Annotated in this window: 8 protein-coding genes; all 8 read right to left on the bottom strand. The window is 45.6% G+C overall.

Going from position 1 to position 26,766, the window contains the following annotated elements:
• Nucleotides 1–16: 16 nt before the first annotated feature.
• The 8 genes from AABK40_RS22440 to AABK40_RS22475 all read right to left on the bottom strand — a co-directional run bounded on the left by AABK40_RS22440 (nt 17) and on the right by AABK40_RS22475 (nt 26,474).
• Nucleotides 17–10,054 (bottom strand): fibronectin type III domain-containing protein, encoded by a 10,038-nt coding sequence (locus AABK40_RS22440; RefSeq protein ID WP_338399411.1) that lies wholly within the window; start codon nt 10,052–10,054, stop codon nt 17–19.
• 910 nt (nt 10,055–10,964) lie between these two features.
• Nucleotides 10,965–11,612 carry a fibronectin type III domain-containing protein gene (locus AABK40_RS22445; protein WP_338399412.1) on the bottom strand — a complete coding sequence of 216 codons (648 nt, stop codon included), beginning with the start codon at nt 11,610–11,612 and terminating at the stop codon, nt 10,965–10,967.
• A gap of 261 nt (nt 11,613–11,873) precedes the next feature.
• Nucleotides 11,874–13,271, bottom strand: coding sequence for a TolC family protein (locus AABK40_RS22450; protein ID WP_338399413.1), 1,398 nt, complete (start codon nt 13,269–13,271; stop codon nt 11,874–11,876).
• A gap of 2 nt (nt 13,272–13,273) precedes the next feature.
• Nucleotides 13,274–16,432, bottom strand: a complete 3,159-nt coding sequence (locus AABK40_RS22455) for an efflux RND transporter permease subunit (protein ID WP_338399414.1) — start codon at nt 16,430–16,432, stop codon at nt 13,274–13,276.
• Between the two features lie 8 nt (nt 16,433–16,440).
• On the bottom strand, nt 16,441–17,550 hold the full coding sequence (locus AABK40_RS22460) for an efflux RND transporter periplasmic adaptor subunit (RefSeq protein ID WP_338399415.1): 1,110 nt from the start codon (nt 17,548–17,550) through the stop codon (nt 16,441–16,443).
• Between the two features lie 375 nt (nt 17,551–17,925).
• On the bottom strand, nt 17,926–18,375 hold the full coding sequence (locus AABK40_RS22465) for a cold-shock protein (protein WP_332922836.1): 450 nt from the start codon (nt 18,373–18,375) through the stop codon (nt 17,926–17,928).
• A 488-nt stretch (nt 18,376–18,863) separates the two neighbouring features.
• The gene (locus AABK40_RS22470) at nt 18,864–26,108 is read right to left on the bottom strand and encodes a malectin domain-containing carbohydrate-binding protein (protein ID WP_338399416.1); all 7,245 of its coding nucleotides are present in this window, start codon (nt 26,106–26,108) and stop codon (nt 18,864–18,866) included.
• A 3-nt stretch (nt 26,109–26,111) separates the two neighbouring features.
• Entirely contained in the window at nt 26,112–26,474 is a 363-nt protein-coding gene (locus tag AABK40_RS22475; RefSeq protein WP_338399417.1) for a hypothetical protein, read from the bottom strand.
• Between the last annotated feature and the right edge of the window lie 292 nt (nt 26,475–26,766).

The raw sequence follows: 26,766 nt of genomic DNA on the forward strand, positions 1-26,766 counted from the left end.
GAATATTTTAAATCATTTAGATCGTAGCGGTAGTATAGAGAATCATTGCCGATGGCTGACTTTCGTTAGTGCCAACAGCCACCACCGAAAACTGATAGGTCGAAGCCGCAGGCAGGGCATTAAAAGTATGGTTATTCACTGAAATGGTCACTTCCTCTATCAGGGTCGTTCCTGTCTGGTCATACCTTCTCAGCATATAACTTGTCGCCCCAGGAACTGCATTCCAGCCGAAAGAAACCTGACGGTCACCTGCGTTATCATTGTCTGCACTCATCGCTAAGCCCGTTGGTGCAGGAAGCTGATTCGTTTGCTGAGATTTTGGTGTACCGTAGGCAGAAACAACATCGCCATCCTTCAGTGCTCTTGCCCTGAAATAATAGGTCGTGTGATCCTCAAGACCACTGACTACCCTACTGTTTTCACTTAAAGTTACCGTCTGCTTGTCGGTGGTAAAGTTGATATCCTTGGCCCATTCGAGCTGATAACCTGTGGCATCCGTAACCGTTGCCCATGATACCGCTATGCTACTTTCCGTTACCGTCCCAAAACTCAAATCAGGGACACCCAAAGTAGCGGTGGTAAAGTTATTGGAAGCTGAAACCGTTTCTTCCGTCAGGTGAACAGCCATAATACGCACCCAGTATTGGGTGGCAGATTTTAGGCCCGTCAGGTTTGCTGAAGTAACATTCCCCACAGGCAACTGCTGATAACTTGCAAAGCTATTGTCCTCTGAAAACTGTACCGTATAGCTATTGGCGTTCATGGCTGCTGACCAACTTACCGTTGCCGAAGTATAATCTGGCGTACTGACTGTTGGTGCGCCCACCGTTCCAAGCGCTTGCGTAGTGGTGCTTTCGCTTGCCGTGAATTTCGACAAGGCGCCATCCGCTTTTGCTCTGAGTTTTACATAGTAAAGGGTATTGTTCGACAAGCCTGTTACCGTCTGACTCGTTGCGCCCACAACTGGATTATAGCGAGTGCTGTTGCTGAAATTTGACTGTTCCGCAATCAGCAAAATATAACCCTCTGTTGCTTCCGCCAGGTGATCCCACTGCACCTCAAACTCCGTGAGTGTCTCCGATCCGAGGCTCAACCCTGTTGGAACAGGAACTTCTTTTGTTGTTCCTGAAATGGTCGTCGAATATTCTGATATCTGACCGCCAATGATCGAGGCCACGGCAAAGTAATACGTTTCGTTTTGCTTCAGCCCCTCTACCGAATAGGTCAGGATGTTACCGTCGAGATTCACTACCGACGCATCCGACAAGTCCGAAGCCAAACCATATTTTACCAGGAATCCGGTTTCTTCCCCTGAATTTCCTGTATTTTTCGTCCACTCGATTTTTACTGAAGTGTAAGTCGTTTCCGCAGGGCTCGATACCGCAGGGGCAAGCACCGCCGAAGTCATAACATCTACTTTTGGCAATCGCTCTGCTGAGGCATGTCCATTGTGTACGCCCTTCACGGTATAATAATATGTCGAAGACTGCTCCAATCCTGTTATAGGATAAGCGGTTACGTTGCCCACATTGATCTCCTGTGTGGCCTCACCGTCTTTGTTAACCACAAGGATATAGCCGTCGGTTGGTCCGTAATCAATGGCTTGCCAGTTGGCCGTAAAACCATCCACAGTAATGTTCGTCGCGGCACTGAGTGACGGAACTGGCATGGCCGAAGTAGTGGCGATCACCTGATCAGAATAGTCAGAAAAATGATCTGAAATATAAGCCTTTAACCTGATGTAATAAAGTGTTCCAGGCTTCAGTCCGGTCAGGTTCGCAGATGTTGAACCTACGGTCAGTTGCTCCGTTGGCGTAAAGTTAGATTGCTCTGAATACTCCACACGGTAGCTTGTAGCACCGCTTACCGCTGGCCAGGCCACGGTCATGTCATTGTAGCTATTTACCGTTACCGAACTAATCTCCGGTTTTTCCAAAGTTTCGGTCGTCGCAGTGATCGCTGGTGTCGAGAAATCAGATTTCTCCGCATTGTAAACCGATCGGATTCTGAAATGATAAGTCGTTCCCGGATTAAGATTCTCCAGACTGTGGCTGCTACCACTCACCGCAATTACCGTCGATGGGCTGAAAGCACCGGATTCCGAATACTCAATTTCATAACTTCCCGCCAACGCGTTCGCCGTCCAGCTCAATGGAATTGTATAGAAAGTGGTGGTACCCACAGCAAAATCTGCCGGTGCACTCAATGTCTTCGTTGTTGCTGCCTCCGCAGTGCTGCTCACACGGTATGTTGATCCGTAAATACCCGTAACCGTAATGGTATAAGCCTTATTGTTGGCAAGGCTGCCCACCGTGTAGGTGTTGACATTTCCCACATTCATTGTTTTGTTGGTGCTTCCACCCACAACCTTTACTTCATAACTTTCGAAGTCGGTGCCAGTCCAGCTGATCATCAGCGCATCAGGAGTACTCCCCACTGGCGAGCTGATCGCCGGCTTGGCGATGCTGCTGGTGGTGATGTCGCTTGTGGCTGAATAAGCCGTCGAATATTCATTCACCCACGCTTTCATTCGCACATAATATGTGGTGTTCGGCAACAGGTTAGGAATCACGACCGTGGTCAGGTTACCATCCGGCACAACCACCTGCCCTGCTGAAGCAAAACCATTGTCCGTCGCATATTCTACCGTGTAGGAAGTCGCAAGGTCCACCTTGTTCCATTCCACTGCAAACTGATTGAAAGTTTGATCTTTCAGTGCCGTAATGGTAGGTGTACTCATCGCATCTGTTGCGCCACTGATTTTCGCAGAAAAGTCCGATTTCACATTGTTGTAAACCGATCGGATGGTAAAGTAATACATGGTGCCTGGCAGTAAATTCCCAAGCGAATGACTCGTGCCTGTCAGGTCGGCAATGACCACGGCATCACTCATATCCGCATTCACGCTATAAGCAATTTCATATTGCTGGGCATCCATTGCGGCAGTCCACGTCAAATTAATATTGTTGAAGTCCTTCGATGCCACGCTAAATCCTGTAGGCGCCAGCAGTCCTTTGGTGGTAACGTCATCAGTAGGTCCATCCACGGTGTAGGTCGCACCATACAAACCGACCACTTTCACGGTGTAGGCCGTTGCCAGCTCCAGATTACTGATGCGGTAACTTTTGCTTCCACCGGTGTTAATCACCTGATCTTTTCCGCCAGAAAGGTGAATTTCATAGCTGTCGAAATCATTTGCCGTCCATGAAACGTCAAAGGCATCCTGCGTTACATTACTGAATACAAGTGCCGTTGGGGCATCCATATTGGTGGTTGTGAATGTTTTCACGTCTGCGTAATCACTGAAGTGATCTGAAATCCAGGCACGCATTCTTACGTGGTAAGGCGTGTTTGGCATCAGGCCTGCCAGGTCCGTCGAGGTGATTGTTCCGTCAGCAACTTCCACCTGCGTTGCGGCAGTGAAAGAGGCATCCGTCGCAAACTCAACGGTATAGCGGCTCGCATTGCTGATTTCATTCCAGTGAGCTTTGGCAGATTTAAACCCGATATTATCTATGGTGGTCAGTACTGGTTTTTCCAGTGCGAGGGTCGAGGCGGTCAAATCAGCTGAAAATTCAGAACGCTGCGCATTGTAGGCTGATCTTATTCTGAAATAATAGGAAGTGCCCGGCTTCAGGTTGTTCAATGTATGCGAAGTACCATTCACTGAAATTAAAGTCGATGAGGTGTAACCGCTGTTATCCGCATATTCAATTTCATAAGCACCTGCATTTGTAACTTCAGCCCAGTTCAGCGTAATTTTATTGAAATCTGCTGTACCCGCCGTAAAGCCTGAAGGTGTATTCAGCTTTTGGGTAGTTGCGGTTTTAGCCGCTGAACTTACTTTGTAGCTGGTGGCATAAACCCCACTGACGGTGAAAGTATAGCTTGAATGATGCGTTAAGCTGCCATAACTCCAGCTGTTTACACTCCCTACATTAATGGTTTCATCCATGCCGGGGCCTGTCATATGGACCTCATAACTTTCGAAATGGTCACCAGTCCAGCTGAACGACAAAGCATCAGGCAAAGCCGTAACTGTAGCCGCAATTACGGGAGCATCGATTTGCTCCGTCGTGGTGTTCAGCACATTGGAATAGGCGGTGGCGAAACCATCCACCCACGCTTTCATGCGCACATAATAAGTGGTGTTCGGCACAAGTCCAGGAATGGCAACCGAAGTGGCTGGCGCTGTGACGGTCAACTGACCTGCATTTGTAAATGCATTATCAGTAGCATACTCAATTGTATAGCTTGTTGCCTTGTCAACGGTATTCCATTCTGCGGTAAACGCATTGAAAGTCTGACCGGAAAGTTGTGTAACCACCGGCGTCGCAAGGTTATCCGTTCCACCGCTGATCGGCGATGAATAGCTTGATTTTACTTTATTGTAAACACTTCGGATTTTGAAGTGATATGTTGTTCCTGGCAATAGGCTCGTCAGGCTGTAATCGGTGCCACTGATCGCTGTCACCAATACCTGATCACTGAAAGCCGCATCGGTAGCGTAGGCCAGTTCATAAGACTGGGCATCAGCTGCAGCAGTCCACTGCAAATGAATTTCATTGAAGTTCACCGACGAAATACTGAAATCTTCAGGCGCTAAAAGGTCTTCGGTGGTTGTGCTTTTCACCACACTTGCTGCCTTATACACTGGGCCATACAATCCATAAACCTGTACAGAATAGTCTGTTGCTTTTTGCAGATCGGTAAAGGTATAACTGAAGTTATTGCCCACATTGACCACCGCTGTGCTTCCGCCGGAAAGGTGTAGTTCATAGCTTTCGAAATCATCCCCCATCCAGCTTACCGTGAAACCATCCTGCTCCACCGTACTGATCAACACCATCGAAGGTGCAGTCATTCCTGAGGTCGTGAAGTCCAACGGCTCAGAATATGCACTGAAGTGATCTGAAATCCAGGCACGCATTCTTACGTGGTAAGACGTGTTTGGCATCAGACCTTCCAATTTCACATGCTCGAGTGAACCATCCGTCACTTCTATCTGCGTTGCGGCTGAGAAAGAGGCGTCTATCGCATATTCAATTGTATAGCGGCTTGCATTACTCACCGCATTCCAGTTCGCTTGCGCTGATTTAAAATCGATTTCGTCGATATTGGTCAGTACCGGTTTCTCCAAAGCAAGTGAAGTCGCTGTAATGGCCGCTGAATAATCTGACAGTTGGGTATTATATACCGAACGGAGTCTAAAATAATATTTCGTACCTGGCAACAGATTGTCGAGTTTGAACGCACTTCCTGAGACGATCACGGTTTTAGGATCCGAGCTAAAGGCAGCATCAACAGCATACTGAAGTTCATATTTCTGTGCGTCATCAGCAATGTTCCAGCTGAGATCGATCGCGTTAAAACTCACACCGTCCACAGCCAAATTCGTTGGGGCCAATAGATCTTTAGTGGTTACCGTTTTCTCGGTTGATTCCACCTTGTAACTGCCATTATATACCCCCGAAACGGATACTTGATATACTGTATTTCTCTCAAGGTTACTCACCAAATAAGTAGTGCTGCTTCCTGCGCGCTCTACCCGGCTGGTTCCTCCAGAGATATTAATTTCATATTCATCAAAATCATCTTCCAACCACGAGATGGTAAACTGATCCTGGGTAATGGATGAGATCATCAGCCCATCCGGTGCAGGAATCGCTTCAGTGGTGGTGTTTTCAGCATCAGAAAAAGCACTGAAATGATCCGTAATCCAGGCACGTACCCGTACATAATAGGTTTTCGCTGGCTGAAGGTCTGTTAATGCCAACGAACCGACATCACCATCCGGGATCGCACGTTCGCTTGCCGTACTGAAATCAGCAAATTCACTGTATTGCAGCGTATAGCTGGTGGCATTTTCTACCAGTTCCCAATGGGCGGTAAATCCGCTGAAGACAACATCTGTGGATGTTTTCATCACCGGCTTGGCCAGGTCAAGGGTGCTGGCATCAGCCGACGCAAAGGAATCTGACTTTTCAGTATCATATAAACTGTAAAGCTTGAAATACCAATGGGTTCCGGCTTTCAGTCCAGTGAGTTTAAAGCTTGTACCGGTAACGTTGGTCGTTTTTGGGTTGCTGAAGGTCGCCTCATCTGCCCAGGCCAACTGATAGCCGTTGGCATTGGCTTCCGCATCCCAACTTAAATCCATGCTGTTGAAAGTAATATTGCTGATGGCCAAATTTGTTGGTGCCACAAGCGCAAGGGTATTCACCGCCTGCGGCTCAGACCATTCAGAATAATGACTGTTGTACCAGCCCCGCACACGGTAGAAATAGGCTTTATTTTTCGACAGTTCAGCGAAATCATAGCTGTTGGCGGTACCTACTTTAAAGGTCGGCTCACTGCCTACGCTTGAGGTGGTCCCCATCCAGATTTCATATTCTGTTTCATAGCCCATCACCGTCGCCGACCAGTTCGCCCTGAATCCTGCGGCAGTAACAGCGGTAGCCTCATTCACTGCCGGCACTTCAAGCGCAGGGGTTTTCAGCTGCTCCACAGAAGAATACTGCGAGTAATGATCCCCTACCTTGGCCCTGAACCTTACATGATAAAGCTGATCAGGCGCCAGGCCGGTAATGGTATGCGCCAAAGATGATGCGCCTAAAGTCATGCGTTGTGGGCTGACAAAAGAGGCCTCCGTAGACCATTCCAGTTCATATTCGGTGGCCAGCTCTACCGCTTCCCAACTCGCTTGCATGGTATTGTAAGTCGCATCCGCCAGGGCAAGACCTTTAGGCTCTACCAAAATTAAGGTCGATACCCGGATTTCTGTACTTTTTCCAGACTGCTCCCCTTTATAGTTGGCACGCACACTGAAATAGCGATTGGTGCCCGGACTAAGATCGGCGATGTTATAGGTCGTTGTATTGGCAGGAATAGCGATTTGCTGTGCGGAGGCGTTATTTACTGTGCTCGACACAAACAGGGTATAGGAAGTTACCGGACTTACGGCATCCCATTCTATGGCCATACTGTAAAAATCTACCGACTTTTCACGCAAGTTTTCTGGCGTTGCCAAGTCGATGGTTTCCTGCATCGTTATGGTTGAGAAGGCTGATCTGTTGCCCTCAAAAACTCCTCGAATTCTGAAATAATAGGCGGTATTTTTCTGCAAACCGCCCAGCGTGTAAGCCGTCGAGTTCAGGTTCAATACATTAACATCGGTATTGAAATCGGCATCTGTAGAATATTCCGCTTCATAAACATTGGAATAAGGCACCGCTGTCCAGGCCAAAGAAATCTCATCAGGATTTGTAGATCCTGTCGTGGTAAACTGTGGTACTTCAAGTGTTCTCGTGCTCACGGGTTGCACCTCAGAAATAGGTGACTGATGCTGCTGATAATGTGCCTGCAACCAGAAATAATAGGTATTGGCCGGCTGTAAAGCGCTTACCGTCTGACTCGTTCCAATCACAGGAATAGCGATGGCCTGGCCAATATCATTGGTCGCTGACCAGTACAACGTGTACTTATCCGCCTTAAAACCTCCCGCAACAACCTCATGCCACTGAAGCATAATGTTGGTATAGTTGCTTTGCACCACCATTGGCGGTGATGGCTGGCTGTAGAAAAGAGTTTGTGCAGAAAACTCCTCAGGCGTATCAGAATATTCATTTCCAAAACGGGAATACAGTCTGAAATAGCGATAAGTCGCCGGTTGCAGGTTCTGAAGCATGTAGGAGTTGACGGACAATTCAAGCACAACAGGCTCGTCGGAATAATCCTCACGCTCATAGATCGCCAGGCGATAGCCCGTAGCATCTGTTACCACCTGCCAGCTTGGTTGCATCGAGTTAAAAGTCAGGTCGATGCCCACCAATGTTGGCGAGTTCAGTCCGAGGGTTTGCCCTTGCTCAACCGCTGACCATGCTGAAGAAAAATGCTTGAACAATCCCTTCACCCGATATTTATAGGTCGTGGCTTTCTGCAGATTTTCTGCCAGAAAAGTGGTTTCGCCCGTAAGGGTTACATTCACACTATCAGACCAGTCGCTTTTAGTTGCATATTGCAACAAGTAATCTCCTGCGGCACCCTGACCATGATAATCAACCGGTGACCAGCTGAATTTCAGTGCGTCAATTGCTTCTTCAGTAGTTTCAAGATCCTGTGGTACCGCTAAATCCGCCGTAGCAAAAGTATAAGCCACAGAATAATCAGAGTAAAACAGTTTTCCTTCTTCAAAAACTGCGCGGACTTTGAATTTATAACCTTCCCCATTCGGGATCAAATCATTTGGTGTCGTAAAACTGGTGGTTTCTGAATAACCGTAGCGGAATTCCCCGGCGTCAAAGCGCAGGGTTTCATCAAACAATACCTCAAATCCAACAGGGGCAATATTGTCATACCTGTGCATCCAATCCAGGTGGGCGGTATCGTAGCCGTTTTCAGATGCCGGCATATAAGGAGCCCTCAAAACCTCCGTCGCCACAGGATTATCGAGAATAGAAGTCGATCGTGACTCTACCTCTTCAAAAACACTTACAATTCTTACCTGATACTTTTCGTCGGGTTCCAGTCCTTCAATAAAAGTTTCAGACTCCGTGTCCGCCACTTCTTTGGTTTTCACCGACTCCTCGCTATCCCCTTCTCTATAATAGTAGATGCGGTATTTGTCGATATGCTCCTTGGGTGTCCATGCGACTTTGAGCTTCGTTAAGTAAACACCTGATACGGTGAAATCTGTTGGCGCAGGGACCTGCTCGGTATTGGCCGCAGCATATTCAGAGAAATCACTTTTGGAAGCGTTGTTCAGCTTGTTATTTTTTGCCTGAACACGGAACCTGAACTGCTGATCCGCTTTCAGTGCACGGAATACATAGAAGGTATCCGCAACATTTTTTGCCTGCTTAAAAACGGTTTCATCGAGCGAAAGTAGCTCTACATCGTAATGCGAGGCATACGCTACACCATCCCAGCTGACGGTAATCTCATTTTTCTTATTAACAAACTGTAAGTTACGCGGTGAATGAAACTGTCCGGTGGTTACACTGACAACTTTGGAAGGGTCCGATTGCGTGTAATCATTCTGAACATATACCCGCGCATAATATTTTCTGGGCAACGATTTGGTCGAAGGGGTCAGGCCATTAACTGTTACCACAGAATCACTGCCCACCTTCAATTCAGTATAATAATGTTCCCCATCCTTGAGGAAATCAGGGCTTGATGATACTTCCAAAAAGTAGTTCTTCACCAAAGCGTCATTGTTCCAAACCACACTCATTTGATCCAAGCCCACCTGATCGATATGAATACCAGTAGGTGGGTAAAGCTCGTTCGTTTTAATAAACTCACGATTATAGGTCGTCGCAGAATCTTTGGAATAAATATAGCTCAGGTCCTTCAAGGGTTCTCCCTGATTGTTATATTCCTGATATTCATACATAGAGAAAATCCCTATCCTATATTTGGCATCTGAGCGCAGCTCATCTACCAGTAAATTCAGGCTGTCGACCGCTCCGAGGTCTTTTACCGTAATCTCTTTTTCAAGTTCAAGCAACTCCGAGTTATCATCTGGGCTGGCATCCCAATAAACTTTCACCAGGTAGTGGGTCGCCCCAGCTGCCGGTGGCCAATGAAAGCGGATAGAAGAGGAATTATCCGGGCTCAGTGGCGTAACCAAACCAAGTGGCGCTTTCAATTCACCAATAACCACCTCTTCAATTTCAGAAACCTGTTTTACCTCGCCTCGCGCTTCGGACTTTACTTCGACGATCACTTCATAAAGCTGCTCAGGTACAAGGTTTACCTTATCTTCAATATTGATAAACGTTTCATCGCCATTATTTACTGCCCGCCCATTGGCGTTGGAAAAGTCCCCATTGGAGATGACCTTTCTTTCATACTTTACATTATAAGCTCCCGCTCCAATGATCCGATCCCAGCTGACATTAATTTCTGTGGATTTATCAGAGGAAAGTGTTACTTCTGGTTTAGGGAAAATAAACTCTGGAGATTCCAGGACACATCCTACCATTATGGCCATTGTCAGGGCAATGGCAAAAAAGTAAATCGCTATCCGTCGGGAATTGGTGGAGCGCATGGCAATAGGTTAATGTAAGGTTGAATTCAGGTTTTCACTAAAAATAATATCAAATAAACGTAATAATTTATAAAATTTCAAAAAAAAGTAGTCAAGTGAATGATAACGATCCCATATTTAAAAATAAAATATAGGAAAAGTGTAATTTAATTCAATTGATTAACATTTGAATTTGATCAATTTATTCCGTACAAAAAATTGGGTTTTTAAAGGAATAACGCGCAATTACGCTGTTAAAAGCCTAACTATATAATAGATGTATTGCAACAATCAACAACGCCTATAATTTACGATCCCGATATATTACATTAAATTAAAATTAAATCCATTGTTGCTTTTTCTACCCAGTTTCAGACAAAATGAAAATATCGACTTTATTCATCATTCCATTACGGAATTACTTTCATTTTTTTATGACCCTACTTTTGTAACCGTCATGTTGCCCTAACACCTGCACACCAAAGAAATCCTCAGGAACCACTGATAATAATATATACCCATAAAACCCCCTTTATTTGCTGAATTAGGGGGAAAATAAGCATAATAAGGAGCCGTGAAATCTCCTCTAACGCGGCTGCTTTAGTGAGCAAACCACAAACTACCCCCCTTTCTATAACAAATTGTACACATCCCTAAACCACAGATTGAAAAAATATCCTCGATTTCCTATCGGGATACTGCTGAGGAAAAAGGCGATCAAAGTCACCATATTAAAAAACCAATCCTATTTTTATCTCGCACTATTCACGTGCTATTCGCAGATACTGCCACCTGCTCTATCGATATCAAACCCCATAAAAAAAGGATGTCAATTTAAGTCACATTATCGACCGATTTACATCCCTTTTTTATGTAAGAATATCCACAGCAAGCAAGTCATTTCACCCTATTCCCTTAACAAAAAGGGGAATTACTGCCCGGGCTCTGTGAGTACGGCAATGGTATTTTCACTGAATTCAGATTCCCCAGCCTGCCCAATAGCCTTAACCCTATAATAATAAACCTGATTCGGTTGTAAACCCGACACCATCGCTGCGTCCCCTTCCACAACAATGCCTGCAAAGTTTTTGAGATAGGCCGATGGCTTACTGAAATCATTACTGGTCGAGATGAATAACTTGTACTCTCTTATCCCTGCTTCTTTCTGCCAATGCGCCTGAAAACTTTTCGCCATAATAGCAGTGGCTTCCTTCGCCAAAGGAGCGTCAGGGCGGGTGGTCACACTTACCACATTGGAAAATGGTGTCGGATTACCATTGTTCACACTCGCACTCACCCGATAGTAATAAGTCTGGTTTGCTTCTAAATTCAGGACTTCCGTAGGGCCTGCGAGCAAGTCAATATCCTGTGCCATAGCAGAGAAATCATCCGTAGCAGCAACCTGCAAGTGATACGCATTTGCGCCGCTTACCTTATTCCAGTTGGCTTTAAACTGTCCCGCCGACACAGCAGTCGCTGGTGTGGCCAAAGGGGTGGTCAGGGAACAAGGGTCTTCATTTTTACTGCAGGAAACTAATACCAGCCCGAAAAACAACATATATAACTTTCTGAACATCATCTTCAATGGGGAATAAATGAATAGTAAAATGACAGCAATTCTTACCTACAAGTTCAAGGATCGTTCCTATTTTCTGAAAAACGCTTTTTCATTCATAATTTAACCCACTGCTAACCATTTGTTTATCAGTACATCATAAACCAATCGTTTCTCAAATAATACGCCATGCCATTCCAATATTTCTTTTTTTAAAGCACAAAGGGACTGATGATAGATCACCAGTCCCTTTTATTTATATTGCTGATATCAGCTCAATCAGTATCAACGAACGCCACCACCTACCGCACGGTAAAGGTTAATCATGGCGCCATATTTAATATTTTTCAATCTTGCCTCCGACAAAGCGGCCACCAGTTCACTGCGTTGTGCATTCAACAATTCCAGATAATTGATCATCCCACTTTCCAACAACAAATTGGACTTACGAACCGCATCCTGATAAGCAACCACAGACTGATGCTTCAGGTCGATGCGTTCCTGACTGACCTTTAAATTGATCAGGGCATCGTTCACTTCTCTACCCGCATTCATCACCGATTTTTCATAATCCAAAAGCGCCTTTTTCTCTTCTGCCGAAGCCGCTTCATATTGTGTTTTCAACTGTCGGCCATTGAATATCGGTGCGGTGACGCCTCCCATCAGGTTGAAGAAAAGGGCTTCAGGACGCATCAGGTTTCCGAGCTGTTCCGACAGCGTTCCACCGCTTGCGGTAATGGTAAACTTCGGCAACATATTGGCTTTGGCGACATTTTGTAGCTCAAAAGCATTGATTACCCGCTGCTCCGCAGCACGGAGATCCGGACGGTGCTGCAATAAATCCACGGGAATGCCCACCGCAAAAGGGGTGTCAAATTGTTGCGCATCAATATTGCCACGTGCCACCCTGTGGGCAGGCGTACCGAGCAGGGTACAAAATTCATTTTCCAGAATTTTGATTTGCCCTTCGAGTTGGCTTTTGGTTTCTTTGGCATCAAAAAGCTGCGCCTCCAACTGCAAAACAGCCACTGCCGTTACCCCAACGGACCCGGCCTCTTTCAGTGCCGTAATCACCCGCACACTCTTGCTTCGGTTTTCAATATTTTCATTGGTGAGTCGCAACTGCTCATCCAAAGTCATCAGCTGAAAATAAGTACTCGCCACCTGCGCCACCAGCTGCGTAACCACCGCCTGATGCAACTCTACCGACTGCATATAGGCCGCACGAAAAGCTTTGTCCTGACTGTTGAGTTTCCCCCAGATATCCGCCTCCCAGGACAGTTTCCCCTCTACCTGATATCGGGTTCCATAAATGCCACCAAAAGGCACTTCTTTGGAGGTCCCAACACGGGTAACACTCGGCGTAATATTGGCCGTGGGGAAATAGCCCGCTTTCCCCTGTTTCTGAAAAGCTGCTGCCCGGGCAATATTTTGCAGGGCAATGCGGACATCAAAGTTACTGTCGAGGGCATGTTGAATATGCTTTTGCAGGAGCGTATCCTGAAAGAATTTCCGCCAGGAAACATCCGCCATATTTGTGCTGTCCTCCGAAGGGGACGCCAAGCGATATGCAGAGGTTTGAACCTGCTGAAGTTCGGGAGCGGTATATTTTTTTTGCGCCAAACAGGAACAAATGATCGGCACCAAAAGCATCAGGATGCCATTTTTTATAATTTTTTCCATGATTAAATTCTTTTTCTCGCTGCGTTAGAACTCGCCTTTTGATCGTAATTTTGCCCTGTGATTTTTTCATGCAACCACTGAAAAATTACAAACAACACCGGAATGATAAACAAGCCCAGCACCGTACCAATCAGCATTCCTCCAGCGGCGCCTGTTCCAATTGACCGGTTACCTGCGGCCGCAACACCAGAAGCAAGCACCAAAGGCAGCAGCCCTAAAATGAAAGCAAAGGAGGTCATCATTACCGGACGGATACGAGTTTTGGCACCTTCAATAGCCGCCTCGGGCAGCGACATTCCCCGCTTACGGCACTGCAGGGCAAACTCAATAATCAGAATGGCATTTTTTGCCAGCAATCCCAGTAACATAATCAGGGCCACCTGAAAGTAAATATTGTTTTCGAGTCCTCGGCTCCAGCTTACGAAATACGCCCCAGCGACCCCAAGCGGCAAAGAGAAGATCACCGCAAAAGGCAGGATATAACTTTCATACTGAATGGCCAGAAAGAGAAATACAAACAAAACCGACAGCAAGAAAATAAAACTCATCTGCCCACCAGCCAGAATTTCCTCGCGGGTCAATCCTGAATATTTAATGGCATAACCTGCCGGCAAATAGTGCGCTGCTGTTTCCTGCAATGCCTTGATCGCCTGACCTGTGGACACCCCATCTACGGTGGTTCCACGCAAGGTTACCGCATTCATCATATTGAATCTCGAAACGGTCTGTGCGCCAGTGGTGCGGGTGAGGGTTACAAACTCCGACAAAGGCGCCATTTTCCCATCCGCATTGCGGACAAACATGTTATTGAGGCTGCTGACATCCGCTCGGTCTTCGGGTTTGGCCTGAATAAACACCTTGTATTGTTTTCCATATTTATTGAAATCTGCGGCATACAGTCCGCCAATATAACCTTGCATGGCCGCCATAATTTTACTGACCGTCAGGTTGGCTTCCTTAATTTTCGGCACATCAATATGCATGTCATACTGCGGAAAATTGGTATTGAAAGAACTGTTGACAAAAGCAAATTCCGAGCGTTTCATCAGTTCACCTGAGAACTCCTGCGCGGTATTCCCCAGCGATTTCAACGCCCCCGTTCGGGTATCAACAATCTGTGCTTCCACCCCATTCGATGCCCCAAAACCTGGCACACTTCCCGGTAAAAAGAAGATAATTCGTGCGTCGGCAATGCCTTGCACCTTCCCAAATAGTTTGCCCAGTATGGCTTTGGAGCTCAAATCAGGACGTTCGCGCTCGCTCCAGTCTTTCAACCGGATAAAGCCCATGGCGTAGGAGCTTCCCTCCCCAGCAAAGAAACTTCGTCCTTTTATACAGGTGAAATGCTGTACCCCTTCTTCCTTATTCACGATATCTTCCAGCTGCGTTGCCGCCGCCACGGTTCGGTCAAGTGATGCCCCTTCGGGCAGTTCAACATTGACAAAAATGGTTCCCTGATCCTCATCGGGCACAAAGCCTGTAGGCATATTTTTATTGATCAGGAAAATGACCCCAATCGCCACTAAAACCAGTCCGCCAGCAATCCAACGATGGCGCAAAAGGCGTCCGACGCTTTTTATATAACGCGCCACCATCAGGTTAAACGCCACATTGAAGGCATCATAGAAACGATTCATAAAGCCTTTTTTCTCGGTACCGTCACCATGAGAAGGCTTTAAAAACAACGCACACAAAGCGGGCGATAAGGTCAGGGCATTCACTGCTGAAATCAGGATAGCGATAATCAGCGTAATGGCAAACTGCTTATAGAAAACCCCCACAGGGCCCGTTGCAAAAGTTACCGGAACAAAAACCGCCGCCATCACCAGGGTAATGGAGATGATCGGCACTCCAATTTCATTCATGGCCTCGACGGTCGCTTCTTTGGCATTTTTTGCCCCCCGTTCCAATTTGGAATGCACCGCCTCAACGACCACAATGGCATCATCGACGACAATCCCAATGGCGAGAATCAGTGCAAAAAGGGTCAGCAAATTGATGGAGAAACCCACCATCTCCATAAAAAAGAAGGTTCCAATAATGGCCACAGGAACAGCAATTGCGGGAATCAGTGTCGATTTAAAGTCCTGTAGGAAGATAAACACCACAAAGAATACAAGGATAAAAGCCTCGATAATGGTATGTTGTACCTTATCTACCGACGCCATCAGGAATTTATCCGAGTTCAGGTTGTAGGCAAAATGCAGCCCCTCGGGCATGGTTTTCCGCAGGTCATCAAATTTGGTGTACACCTTTTCGGCAATATCATGTGCATTGGAGCCTGGCGTCTGGAAAACCCCAAAAGTTACCGAGGCTTTCCCGTCGGTTCGGGCCTGTCCTGAATAGGAAAAAGCGTCGAGTTCAATTTTGGCAACGTCATTCAATTTCAGCAACTTCCCATTGTCGAGGCGACGAAGAATGATGTTCTCAAACTGACTTACCTTATTGTATCGGCCTTTATATTTGATCACATATTCAAAGGAATGTCCTGCATTTTGACCAAGCGTTCCCGCCGAGGCTTCACGGCTCTGTTCAGCAATTGCTGCCCTTACGTCATCCACCGTTACACCATAATTGGCCATACGGTCGGGGTCAATCCAGATTCTGAGGGTGTAATCTTTCACCCCAAAAATATTCACCTGCCCAACGCCATTTACCCGCAAAAGCTCTGGGCGAATGTTAATGGCGGTGTAGTTTTGTATAAAGGTTTCGTCGAATTCAGGATTATCCGAATATACAGAAACATACATCAGTGCAGAGGCTTCCGTTTTTTTTGTGGCCACCCCCATATTTTTTACTTCAGCAGGCAATTTTGGCGTCGCCAGCGAAACACGGTTCTGCACATTGACTGCCGCAATATCGGGATCATAGCCAGATTCAAAGAAAACCGTAATGGTGGCCGAACCATTATTACTGGCAGAGGAAGTCATGTAGGTCATCCCTTCCACCCCATTGATTTGCTCTTCCAAAGGCGTAATCACCGATTGAATCATGGTTTCGGCATTGGCACCTGGCAAACTGGTGCTGACCACCACCGTTGGAGGTGCCACCACAGGGTATTGTGTCATGGGGATGGTTTTCAACGCCAACAAGCCCAACAATACGATCAGGATAGAAATTACCGTAGAAAATACGGGTCTTTCAATGAAGATTTTAAACATAAGAAGGCCTATTTAAAATATGTTGAAAAGGAATTCACCACCTTGTCAGTTGTTGATGGAATAGGCTTTATGGTCATTCCTGGACGCAACTTGCCCACCCCTTGACCAACAATTTTGTCATGACGTTTCAGCCCAGCATTTACCACTGCCCGATTATTTACAATGGCCTCAACCTTGATGTACTTTACAAATACAGAATCGTTGGGCGCTACGGCATACACCATTTTTCGGTCCTGAAGTTCTGAAATCGACATGGCAGGAATCACCATTACCTGATGATATTCTTTGGGAACCATCACCTGCCCAGAACTTCCATTGCGCAGAATATGGTCGGGATTTGGGAATACTGCACGGAACTGTACTGCTCCCGTCATTTTATCAATTGAGCCCGTGATGGTTTCAATTTTTCCTTCATAAGGATAAGTGGTATCATCCGCCAAAAGGAGTTTCACTTTCGGCAAATGCTCAATTTTATCGGTAACGTTCTTGCCCTCAGCATCTTTAATAAACTGCAGGAACGCTTTTTCATTCATCGCAAAATAAACATAAACCTGATCGATATTGGAAACGGTGGTGAGTTTGGCAGTCATTGGACCGACGAGCGAGCCTTCACGAAAACGGATTTCATTCACCACACCATCCACTGGCGCAGTAATGTTACAATAAGCAATATTGGCGCGAATGGCCGCAAGGTTACTTTTGGCAGACTCAAGTTTGGCTTCTGCGGTTTTCAGCTGAATCGCACTTACAATTTCTTCCTTTACCAAAGGTTTTAATCGGTCCACTTCCACCTGCGCAGCACTTACCATTGCTTTGGCAGCATTGGCTTGCTGATTGAACGACTGTGTTTCAAGCTTGAAAAGGGACTGCCCTTTTTTCACCCGCTCGCCCTCATCAACCAATACCTGATTGATGTAGCCAGACACTTTGGCATTGATGTTAATATTCGAAACCCCCTCAACACTGGCTGGGTACTTAGTATAATCCACTAAACTTACGGTATCGACAGTCAGGGTCGGCAGTGCCATAGGAGGCATCGCAGGACGCCCATTTTCTGCACCAGCAGAACACGCACTCATCAGCAGGATTACTGATAAGATCATCAGGAGTTGTTTCATAAAATAGGTGTTTTTCTTAATTCCACTACAAAAGTCGAATTTTAATTCAACAATAAGAAGTGCAATCAATAAAAGCGTACAAATTATCTATCAAAGATAGCAAATCGACGACAAAGGGCTAAAATTTCGTGTTTTACCCCCCTTTATGAATTTTTTAGCGCTTAGGTTGATAAAAAGGAAATATATAAAAAATGCAATTCAGTCATTTGATTTTAATCATCATCATGTGGCATCACCCGCAGGAGGAAGGGTGATTTTTGGGGGGCAACTTCAAAAGTATAGACATATAAAAACCCCACACCTATAAAAATAAGTGTGGGGCTAATTTATATTTTCTTCAGATCCTTAGCGGACCGTAGAAAGTGTGGCCTACATTTAGGCTTTTTTGACATTCACAGCGTTCAAGCCTTTCATGCCTTGCTCTACTTCAAAAATCACACGATCATTCTCTGCAACTTTGTCGATCAGGCTACTCACGTGAACGAAGAACTTCTCACCAGTGTCTTGCTCTTTGATAAAACCGAAACCTTTAGAGTCGTTAAAGAATTCAACACGACCTTTACGCTCGGTTTCCACTTCTTCTTCCTCTTTTTTCGGTACACTGATTTCAATACTTTCGATGTCCACCTCAGTCTTTTTAGTTTCATCTGGTGGCGTATCGGTAATATTACCGAATTCATCAACATAGGCGATCATGTCGTCAAAGCTTGCCGCTCCGTCTCCTGAGGCCTTACGCTCTTCTTTTTTCTTCAGCTTATCCTGACGTTTCTTTAGACGCTTCTTTTCTTTTTCTTTTTTGTTGAATGATTCTTGTGATCTTCCCATTCTAAATTTTTAATTAAATAATTTTTATGACGCCATAATTATATGCATCGAAACAAGGGTTAAAACGGTTATGCTTCCAAAATTGTGTAATTATTTCGGCATTATACGTCGGTCACCTTGTGTTTTCACGCCTTTTCGTTAAGATTTAGCTTGAACCTCATAAAGATAAGGCTTAATTGATTAGCGAGCAAATTTACAGGGCACGTGAAAGGTAATCTATTCAAAAAAATCCAATATTCAATATTAATTGAAACTGCATTTAATAATCCTTATACAAAGCGGACGCTTGGGGCGTGTTCAAAAACATGTTTACCTGTCCCCCAATCAGCCGCCGCGCATGATGGATGATGGTTACCAAACAGGTGATACAAGAAAAAGCCGACTCCAATGGTGTCGGCTTTTTACATTTTGGGTGATTCTCTCTCGTCTTAAATTTTAATATTTGATAGGGTTCAGTTCAGGGAATGCCCTGAACCTGCCCCTTTTCATTATTTAATCATCAGTTTCAACAGTGCGCTGTCTTGGCCATTATGGTTATATTTCACCATGTAAAGACCCGATCCCAAGTTCATATTGCTTACTTTTACTCGAACCTCATCCTGAAGTTTCTCGATAGAAGTTGCATTGATGTTATGGGTAACCCCAGCCATATCTACCAGCTGAACAGCGAACTGATCGTCGGTATCTACTGCCACATTCAAGTTGAAGTAATCTGTTGTTGGGTTAGGATAAACCTTCACCGCTTCAGCAAATGGTACAAACTCACGGCTGTTATCCGCAGGCATTTCATCCACTTCCGTTACACAGATCGCTGATACTTTAGCGTTGTCGGCACAGTGCTCGTCAATGAAGAATCGGATATCAATCTTGTTTCCTTCAGTGCTTACGTAGTACTCTTTCGTGATCGCCATGTTCATTCCGCCAGCTTCTTTGAAGATGTCGAACTGTGTCAGTTTGCGCTCACCGTTGATTTCCACGTTGAAGCTACGTTTGCCTTCCGCCTGCCAGTAATTCTCAGCAAAGAACAATTTCACTTTGTAAGTTTTTCCTGCTCTTGCTGGAATGCGGTACTTGAAGTCTGCGCCGTAACGCTCTGAACGGTACAACTCATCATCGAAGCTGTTGTCAATCTGAGCGCCTCTTGCATAGTAAGTGCGTCCGCCATAGAAATACTGATCTTCAGAGAACTCAAATCCTTCATCCGACAAGTATGGTGCAGTACCGTGTGCATTCACATAGTATGAAGTGATCACTGGTGCTGGTCCGTCGATTGGCATCACACAAATCGCTGATACTTTCGCCATGTCCACGCCGTTGTCGCCTTTGTAGAATCTGATTTTCAACTCATCGCCCTGTGCCATTACATCGAATGTCTCAGTAGTTGCGATGTTCTTACCACCAGCTTTCGCAATGATGTCATAACGGTTCAGCTTGTTTTCGCCGTCGATATCAACGTTGAATACTCGCTTGCCTGCTTCTCTGTGGTAAACCTCAGCGAAGAACAACTTCACGCGGTAGTGCTTGCCTGCTGTTGCTGGGATGCGGTAGCTGAAGTCACGTCCGTAACGCTCACCTACATACAATGCATCGTCCTCAGTGGCTGCAATCTCTGTTGCATCAGCTACTTTGTAAACTGATCCGCCAGAGAAGTAACCGTCACGCTTGAAGGTATAACCTTCGGCGGTAGTGTATTCCGAGCGACCGTTAGCGTTCACATAAGTTCCCACTTCCTCGTCACCGATTGGCATCACGCAGATACCGTCCACTTTTGCGTTGTCGATACCGTTTGGTCCGCAGTAGAATGCCAGGTTCAGATAATCATCATCAGCATATACTTTGAATTCGCGCGTGATACCGATGCACTTGCCACCAGCTTCGCGGAAGATATCGAAGTCTTCCAGTACTTCTTCGCCTTCGAGTGCCACGCTGAACTTACGTTTGTTCGCTGCATTGTGGTAATTCTCAGAGAAGAACAAGGTTACTTTATAATGTTGTCCTCTTTCCGCTGGAATTGCGTAGCGGAAGTTTCTTCCGTAGCGTTCTGTGCGGTGGATTTCATCATTGTCTGTTCCGTAAATTTCCTTCGCACGGTGCGTATAGCCTGTTCCGCCGCGGAAATATTTATCGTAATCGAATACCATTCCTGAGCGGGTAGTTACCTGCTCGCTGCCATTGGCATTGATGTAAATCGGTCCGTTTTCTCTTGGAGTAGGACGAACGACTACATTGAATCGGCATTCTTCGCGGTTGCCACAGGCATCCGTAGCCGTAACGGTAACTTCTGTTGTTCCGATAGGGAAGAAATCTCCTGAACGGTGTGAGTAAGTTACTCTCAAGCCTTCGTTGGTTGTGTTTACCTTCGCTTTGAAGTCCACGAAAGAACCATCGTCGCCAAACTCAGCATATACATTCACATCCTCTGGGCAAGTCAAGCTTAATGGACGTGCACCTTTAACGGTTACCTTCTGAATTTTCATGAACTTGTTATCACAAGAGTCAATCGCAATCCAGTTACGGTCGAATTCCGCCGTGTTACAGTCGATATAGTTCCACTCGCCGTCTTCGAAACACAAGTGCTTCACGCCTGAGCAATCGTCTGCTGCTTCAATCTGTCCGTCGATTGGATCCGTTGAGTCGCCGAAGTTGATTTCTCTGTGATCAGCAAAAGCTGAGAAATATGGTTTCGAATCGTCTTTGATCTCGATGGTCTGAACATAAGTTGAGGTGTTCCCCACTGCGTCAGTTGCTGTCCAAGTACGGGTGATGATTTCGAAAGCTGGGCATTCGCCTGTTCTTGCTTTCATATCTTCGTAGCTTACGGTTACGCCTGCACAATTGTCTGTTGCTTCTGCCATGCCTGTGTTGTCTGGCAATTCGCTGTCGCCACAAGAGATCATGGTGTTGGCTGGCTTCACGGTAAACTCAGGATCGGTAACGTCTGGCTGTACGCCGATGGTTGCGTCTTTCTGTGTTTCACAACCGTTGGCATCCTTCACATAAACGGTGTAGTCACCTTTTGCCAATCCGTCGAAGATGTTTTCCGACTGATAAGTCTGACCATCCAAAGAATATTCGTAAGGCATTGTTCCGCCCATCACCGTGATGGTCAAAGCGCCGTCCAAGTTCTCAGGACAAGTAACATCCAATACCTCGATTTTCGTGATTTCCAATGGATCTGGCTGGCCAATAATAAAGTCTTGCTGAGCGATACATCCGTTTTCGTCCTCTACGGTTAAGGTATATGAACCTGCTCTCAAAGTGGTGAAAGCATTTGAGCTTTGCGCCGCGAAGATCACGTCGTTACCTTCGAAATCCATTCCTGCAACTGCATAAGTGTAGTCACCTGTTCCGCCGGTTGCTGTAATGATCGCCTTACCGTTGCTGTCGCCGTAGCACAATGCATCAGTAGTTTCGATATTGGTGATTTCCAATAATGGTGGTTGCTTCAGTTTGTAAACTGCCGAAGCCATACATCCATTTTCATCCAATACTTGCAACCAGTAAGTACCAGCACCCAAGCCTGACCATACACGCTCGCCGTAAGTCTCGCCTGTTCCAACGTTGGTCCAGAGGAAGATACAGTCGTCGTGGATCTCAGAATAAGTTCCGCCGTTGATTACCGCCGTCAATTCGCCAGTCATGTCACCGAAGCAAAGAATAGATGCTGTTTCTTCGATTTCCAATTCCAGTTTCGATGGGTTTTTCAGGGTTACATCTCCTGAAGCAGAACATCCTTTGGCGTCCGTTACGGTCAAAGTGTATTTGATCGATCCTGCCAAGTTCTCCGCCGTGAAGTCGAATGAACCGTTGTTGTCCATTACGGTTACATCGTCCATGTGACCGTTCCACTCATAAGTATATGGAGAAGTTCCGCCCATTGCTGTGAACTGTGCCGAACCGTTCGCGTCACCGTTACAGTCTGGGTTCATCGAAGAAACCAAAGTAACTTCTGGGTTTGGATGGATATTCACCGTCGCCATTTTCACTACTTCAGCACACAATCCTTGTGCAGTGAATGTGAAGTCGATCGATGCGCCATTCTCCAACTCAGCAGCTGTAGGATAATATTTAGTGATCAGGCTCTCGTCATTTTTGAAAGTACCCGCACCCGTTGTTGTCCATTTGATTGGCATGTCTGCGGTAACGTCCTCGTCTCCGATGATGTCCGCTTCCAAAGCTACCGCCTGTGCGTCTGATGAACAGATGTTCGCCATGGCATGCAACTCAATGATTGGCTCGATACATTTAACACCCAAATCGATGTTTGGATTGTATTCGCCTGGTCCCAAAACGATATCCGCTGTCATTCCGCCTGTTGAAGCATCCGCATCAGAATCTTTTGTATCGTTAGCATTTGCGCTTGCATTTGCTTCCGTTGCACCGAAACCTGCTGGCAATGATGACAAGTCGAACAATACCGAGTAAGTTGTGCCTGGCTCCAGGTTAGCGAAGTTGTATGCGCCATTTCCGTCGGTTACTGTCTCTGCAATTACATCGTAAGAACCGTCGTCTTTTTTCACTTTAAGCTTCACGATAACATGAGGAACGCCTGTTTCATTTGGATCCTGAATACCATTTCCGTTGGTGTCGTTCCAAACGAAATCACCCAATGATGCTGCAGGAACATTGATTCCCAAATCCCATGACAAGTCATTTTCATTGATTTCCAAAGCCGTTACCATCGTGAATCCGTTGGCGTCCGCATCTGAATCCAGTGCATCATTTCCGCCCTGATTCTGTGGAGAAGCTACGTGGTCTGCTGGCAAAGTGCTCAGGTCAAATTTCACCTGATAGTTATCTGGCAACAACTGTGTGAACTGATAGAAACCGTTCATGTCAGTGTTCATAGAGTCAAGCTTAACGCCATTTTCATCGAGTAAAAGTACTTTCACTCCTGGAACGCCCGCTTCGCCTGCATCCTGAATACCGTCGCGGTCTGTATCAAACCATACGAAATTACCGATGCTTGCAAACTTAGGCTCAATGATGATTTTGAAAGTCTCCTTAGACTCGCAACCTGCTGCTGAAACCGCTGTTACTTCGATATTCGCCTCAATAGTGGTGCTTCCAGGATTTTTCGCTACAAAGCTGATGTTTCCATTTCCGCTTGCTGCCAAACCGATCGCTGTGTTGTCGTTGGTCCAAGAGAAAGAAGCGATATCTGTTCCAGTAATATTTACTGTTACCTGATCTTCTACACATTTCTTAACATCCTCGATGTTTACAATCGCTGGCTTGTCGTTTACGGTCAATTTGAATGAACCTGCTTCCGATACACAACCGTCAATCTCAGCCGTTACATAGAAAGTATATTCACCTGCACTGTAATTGCTTGCTTCGAAAGTTGAACCTGTTTCGATTGGCGTCGTCAAGGTCGCATCATCATACCATTTAGCACCCTGTGCCATGGTGGTGAATGTTGCTGTTTCGCCTTCACAAATAGATTGGTTCGCTACCTGAGGACCCGCTGGAGATGGCTTCACGGTGAATTTCACCTCTGCACGCTCACTCTCACACCCATTGCTGTTGATTGCAATGAAACGAGAACCTGAACCTACACCCAGTACACCCAAATTCACTTGGTTGCCTGTTGCGATTTGTCCTGTTGAAGTTGCTGAAGCATACCAAACGATGTTGTTGCCCTGCGCATTCAAGATTACTGGCTCACCTTCACAAATCTCTACTGGCGCTGGCGCTACAGGAGCTGAAGGTTGTGCGATATTTACCGTCAATTGTGCTGAGGAAGCGCCACATGGCTGTCCTTGCATAATTTCGTAGGTGAACACCAAAGTAGTGCCATCTGCTTCATTATCAAAGCTTCTTGCATAGGTGTCATCACCTACTTCCGAATTGTTCAATGTCCATTTACCGCCATTATCAGGGTTTCCGCCCAAAAGGTCGATTAAAGTAAATGAGGTTTCATCACCCACACAAAGGTCAAGCGTTGCGTTGTTTCCTGCATTTTTTCCTTGGTCAACATTTACAGTAACATTTGCCGTTGCATCAGCACATCCGTTTCCGCCAGCAACAGTGTACTGGTAAGTAAAGCTTCCTGCTTCAGAAATAGTAATTTCACCATTTCCGTTAGGAGCAGGACCTCCGTTGGTTGCTGTCCAAACACCTGCATCAGCACCTGAATTGGTGTTATCCAAATCGAAAGTGATATTGCTTCCTTTATAACAAAGGGCCTCGTCTGTCGGGTTGCCTGCATTCGGTGCACCTGTTACTTTTACGGTTACTTTTGAATTGTCAGAACCACAAGGTGACTGACCGTTTACAGTATAAGTAAACACATATTCGCCTTCAGCAACACCTGTTAGATCTACAGTATTACCGCTTGGTGTTGGGTTACCTGTCCAAGTTCCACCTGTGGTAATATCTGAACCATTTAACTGTGCAAACAAGTCGAAATTACTTGGCAATGCTTCGATACAAACCGTTGCGTTACCATCCTGACCTGCATTTGGAGCTTCTTTCACTCCTACTGTAACATTCACTACTACATCATTACCACAAGGATTGTTGATCGTATAAGTGAAGTTGTAATTTCCAGCCGCTTGGCTCGAGAAATCAACGCTACCACTACCATTTGGCGTTGGCGTACCTGTCCAAGTTCCGCCTTCGGTATATCCGCTTTGCAAAGTGGTGAACAAATCAAAGCTGCTGTCATTGTTACAAGCCATTTGCATTTGAGGGTTTGCTGAAGCGCCCACTGAACCAAATACGGTCACTTTGAAATTACATGAGCCTGAGTAACATCTTACCTGGCTTCCACCTGCACCTGGTGTTCTGTCTTCGTAGTTGAAAACAAAGAAAGTATAAACACCTGGAGAAGACATATCATAGCTACCTGCCAATGGTGTACCATTAGTATTGTTCGCTAAATATACTTCCTGATTTCCTCCGATAGTATAAAAATCAGACAGTGTAGGAGATGCGTTATCACTCAAACATACTTGCTGAGGCGAAGGACAGGTTGGGTTACCTACTGCCGCTGGGTTACCTAATTCGATGGTCAATCCCAAAGGATCCACACAGTCGTTTCCATCCATAATCTGAATAGAATAGTCACCTGCTGGCAAACCTGTGAAGTTACCTGAAGTGTTTGAAGCCACCGCGTTACCATTACGCATAATGGTATAGGTCAATTGACCTGTTCCACCAGTAGCACCAACGTTAATTGTACCATCGCTACCGCCTGGGCAAGTAGGATCTGTGCCATTAGGTGTACCTGCAAGAGCAGCAAACGGCTCTGGCATACGATACAAGAAATTATCTTCTGACTCTTTCCCAGTAGCACTCTCAATCAATTTGAATCCATATTCTACTTCTTCCTGAATATCATAGATGGCAATACTGAACGTATCGCCGAATTCATCTTCAATATTCTTCATATCCACACAGATCAGTTCAGCTGCATACTGAGATGGAGGAATTAAAACACCCTCTTTATATACTTCGATAATATCTGGGGTAATCCCTCTCCAGTCTACTGCAAGCCATCCGCCATCATAGCCATTCGCTGCTTGGCTATCTGACAAAGGAGGCAATGAACAAGGGTCATTACTGGTGATTCTCTGGCTGTTGGCATCGAGCGGACAGTCAGGAATATACTTTACAAAAGAAAAGCGCTGTGCCTGCGTGACGTTTGCCATCAGCACAAACAGGAGCATCAAGAAACCCGTGGTCAGGAGCTTCATGAAAAAGTTATTGTGGTTATAGTTTTGCTTCATCGATTAACGGGTTCTAAAGTTTTTCTCAAATCTTTCTGCTTCAGGAATCTCCAATGGGTTGTTGGTAATTGCGCCGTCAAAAGCGATCAGTGCATATTTGATTCCTTTTTTCATACTTCCAAAGGAAATACCTGCACTTCCATTGGCGGTTTGTATGAGTTGGTATTGTCCGTTGACTACCTTATAAAAAGCGACTTGCGCATTGGCTCCGAAGCCTGAAACTTCTGTTATCAATACCTTCTCGGTGCCGTCAGCCTCCGCACTGACCTGGACATTAAGTACCTTTCCGTCTGCAAAAGCAGAGGCAGTACCAAAAGTCATCATCATTGCCAAAAGGCAAAAAGTTATGTGTTTTAAAAACTTCATTATTGAATTGATTTTATAAATGATTTTTAATGCGATGGATTAAAGTTTCATCTATGAGGAATTGTAAACTTGGATCATGGTTAAAATTTCAGGTTATGGATAACCCCACCGTGGGGTCACTTAAGTTCACAAACCCTGAAAATTATTACATAGTTCCAAGATCATATTGTATTCATTCCCAACAATATAATTGACGGATGAAAGGTAAATGACTATGATGATTGCGCTTCAACCTCACCATTTTGAAGGCTAAAAAGTAGATTTAATTATATTAATATGATTTTTCATTGCA

Source organism: Persicobacter psychrovividus (assembly GCF_036492425.1).
Classification (GTDB): Bacteria; Bacteroidota; Bacteroidia; order Cytophagales; family Cyclobacteriaceae; genus Persicobacter; species Persicobacter psychrovividus.

What these genes read in the sequence shown, in the direction of transcription:
- AABK40_RS22455 (WP_338399414.1), bottom strand. Translation starts at nt 16,432, where the DNA reads ATGTTTAAAATCTTCATTGAAAGACCCGTATTTTCTACGGTAATTTCT.
- AABK40_RS22460 (WP_338399415.1), bottom strand. Translation starts at nt 17,550, where the DNA reads ATGAAACAACTCCTGATGATCTTATCAGTAATCCTGCTGATGAGTGCG.
- AABK40_RS22470 (WP_338399416.1), bottom strand. Translation starts at nt 26,108, where the DNA reads ATGAAGCAAAACTATAACCACAATAACTTTTTCATGAAGCTCCTGACC.
- AABK40_RS22440 (WP_338399411.1), bottom strand. Translation starts at nt 10,054, where the DNA reads ATGCGCTCCACCAATTCCCGACGGATAGCGATTTACTTTTTTGCCATT.
- AABK40_RS22445 (WP_338399412.1), bottom strand. Translation starts at nt 11,612, where the DNA reads ATGATGTTCAGAAAGTTATATATGTTGTTTTTCGGGCTGGTATTAGTT.
- AABK40_RS22475 (WP_338399417.1), bottom strand. Translation starts at nt 26,474, where the DNA reads ATGAAGTTTTTAAAACACATAACTTTTTGCCTTTTGGCAATGATGATG.
- AABK40_RS22450 (WP_338399413.1), bottom strand. Translation starts at nt 13,271, where the DNA reads ATGGAAAAAATTATAAAAAATGGCATCCTGATGCTTTTGGTGCCGATC.
- AABK40_RS22465 (WP_332922836.1), bottom strand. Translation starts at nt 18,375, where the DNA reads ATGGGAAGATCACAAGAATCATTCAACAAAAAAGAAAAAGAAAAGAAG.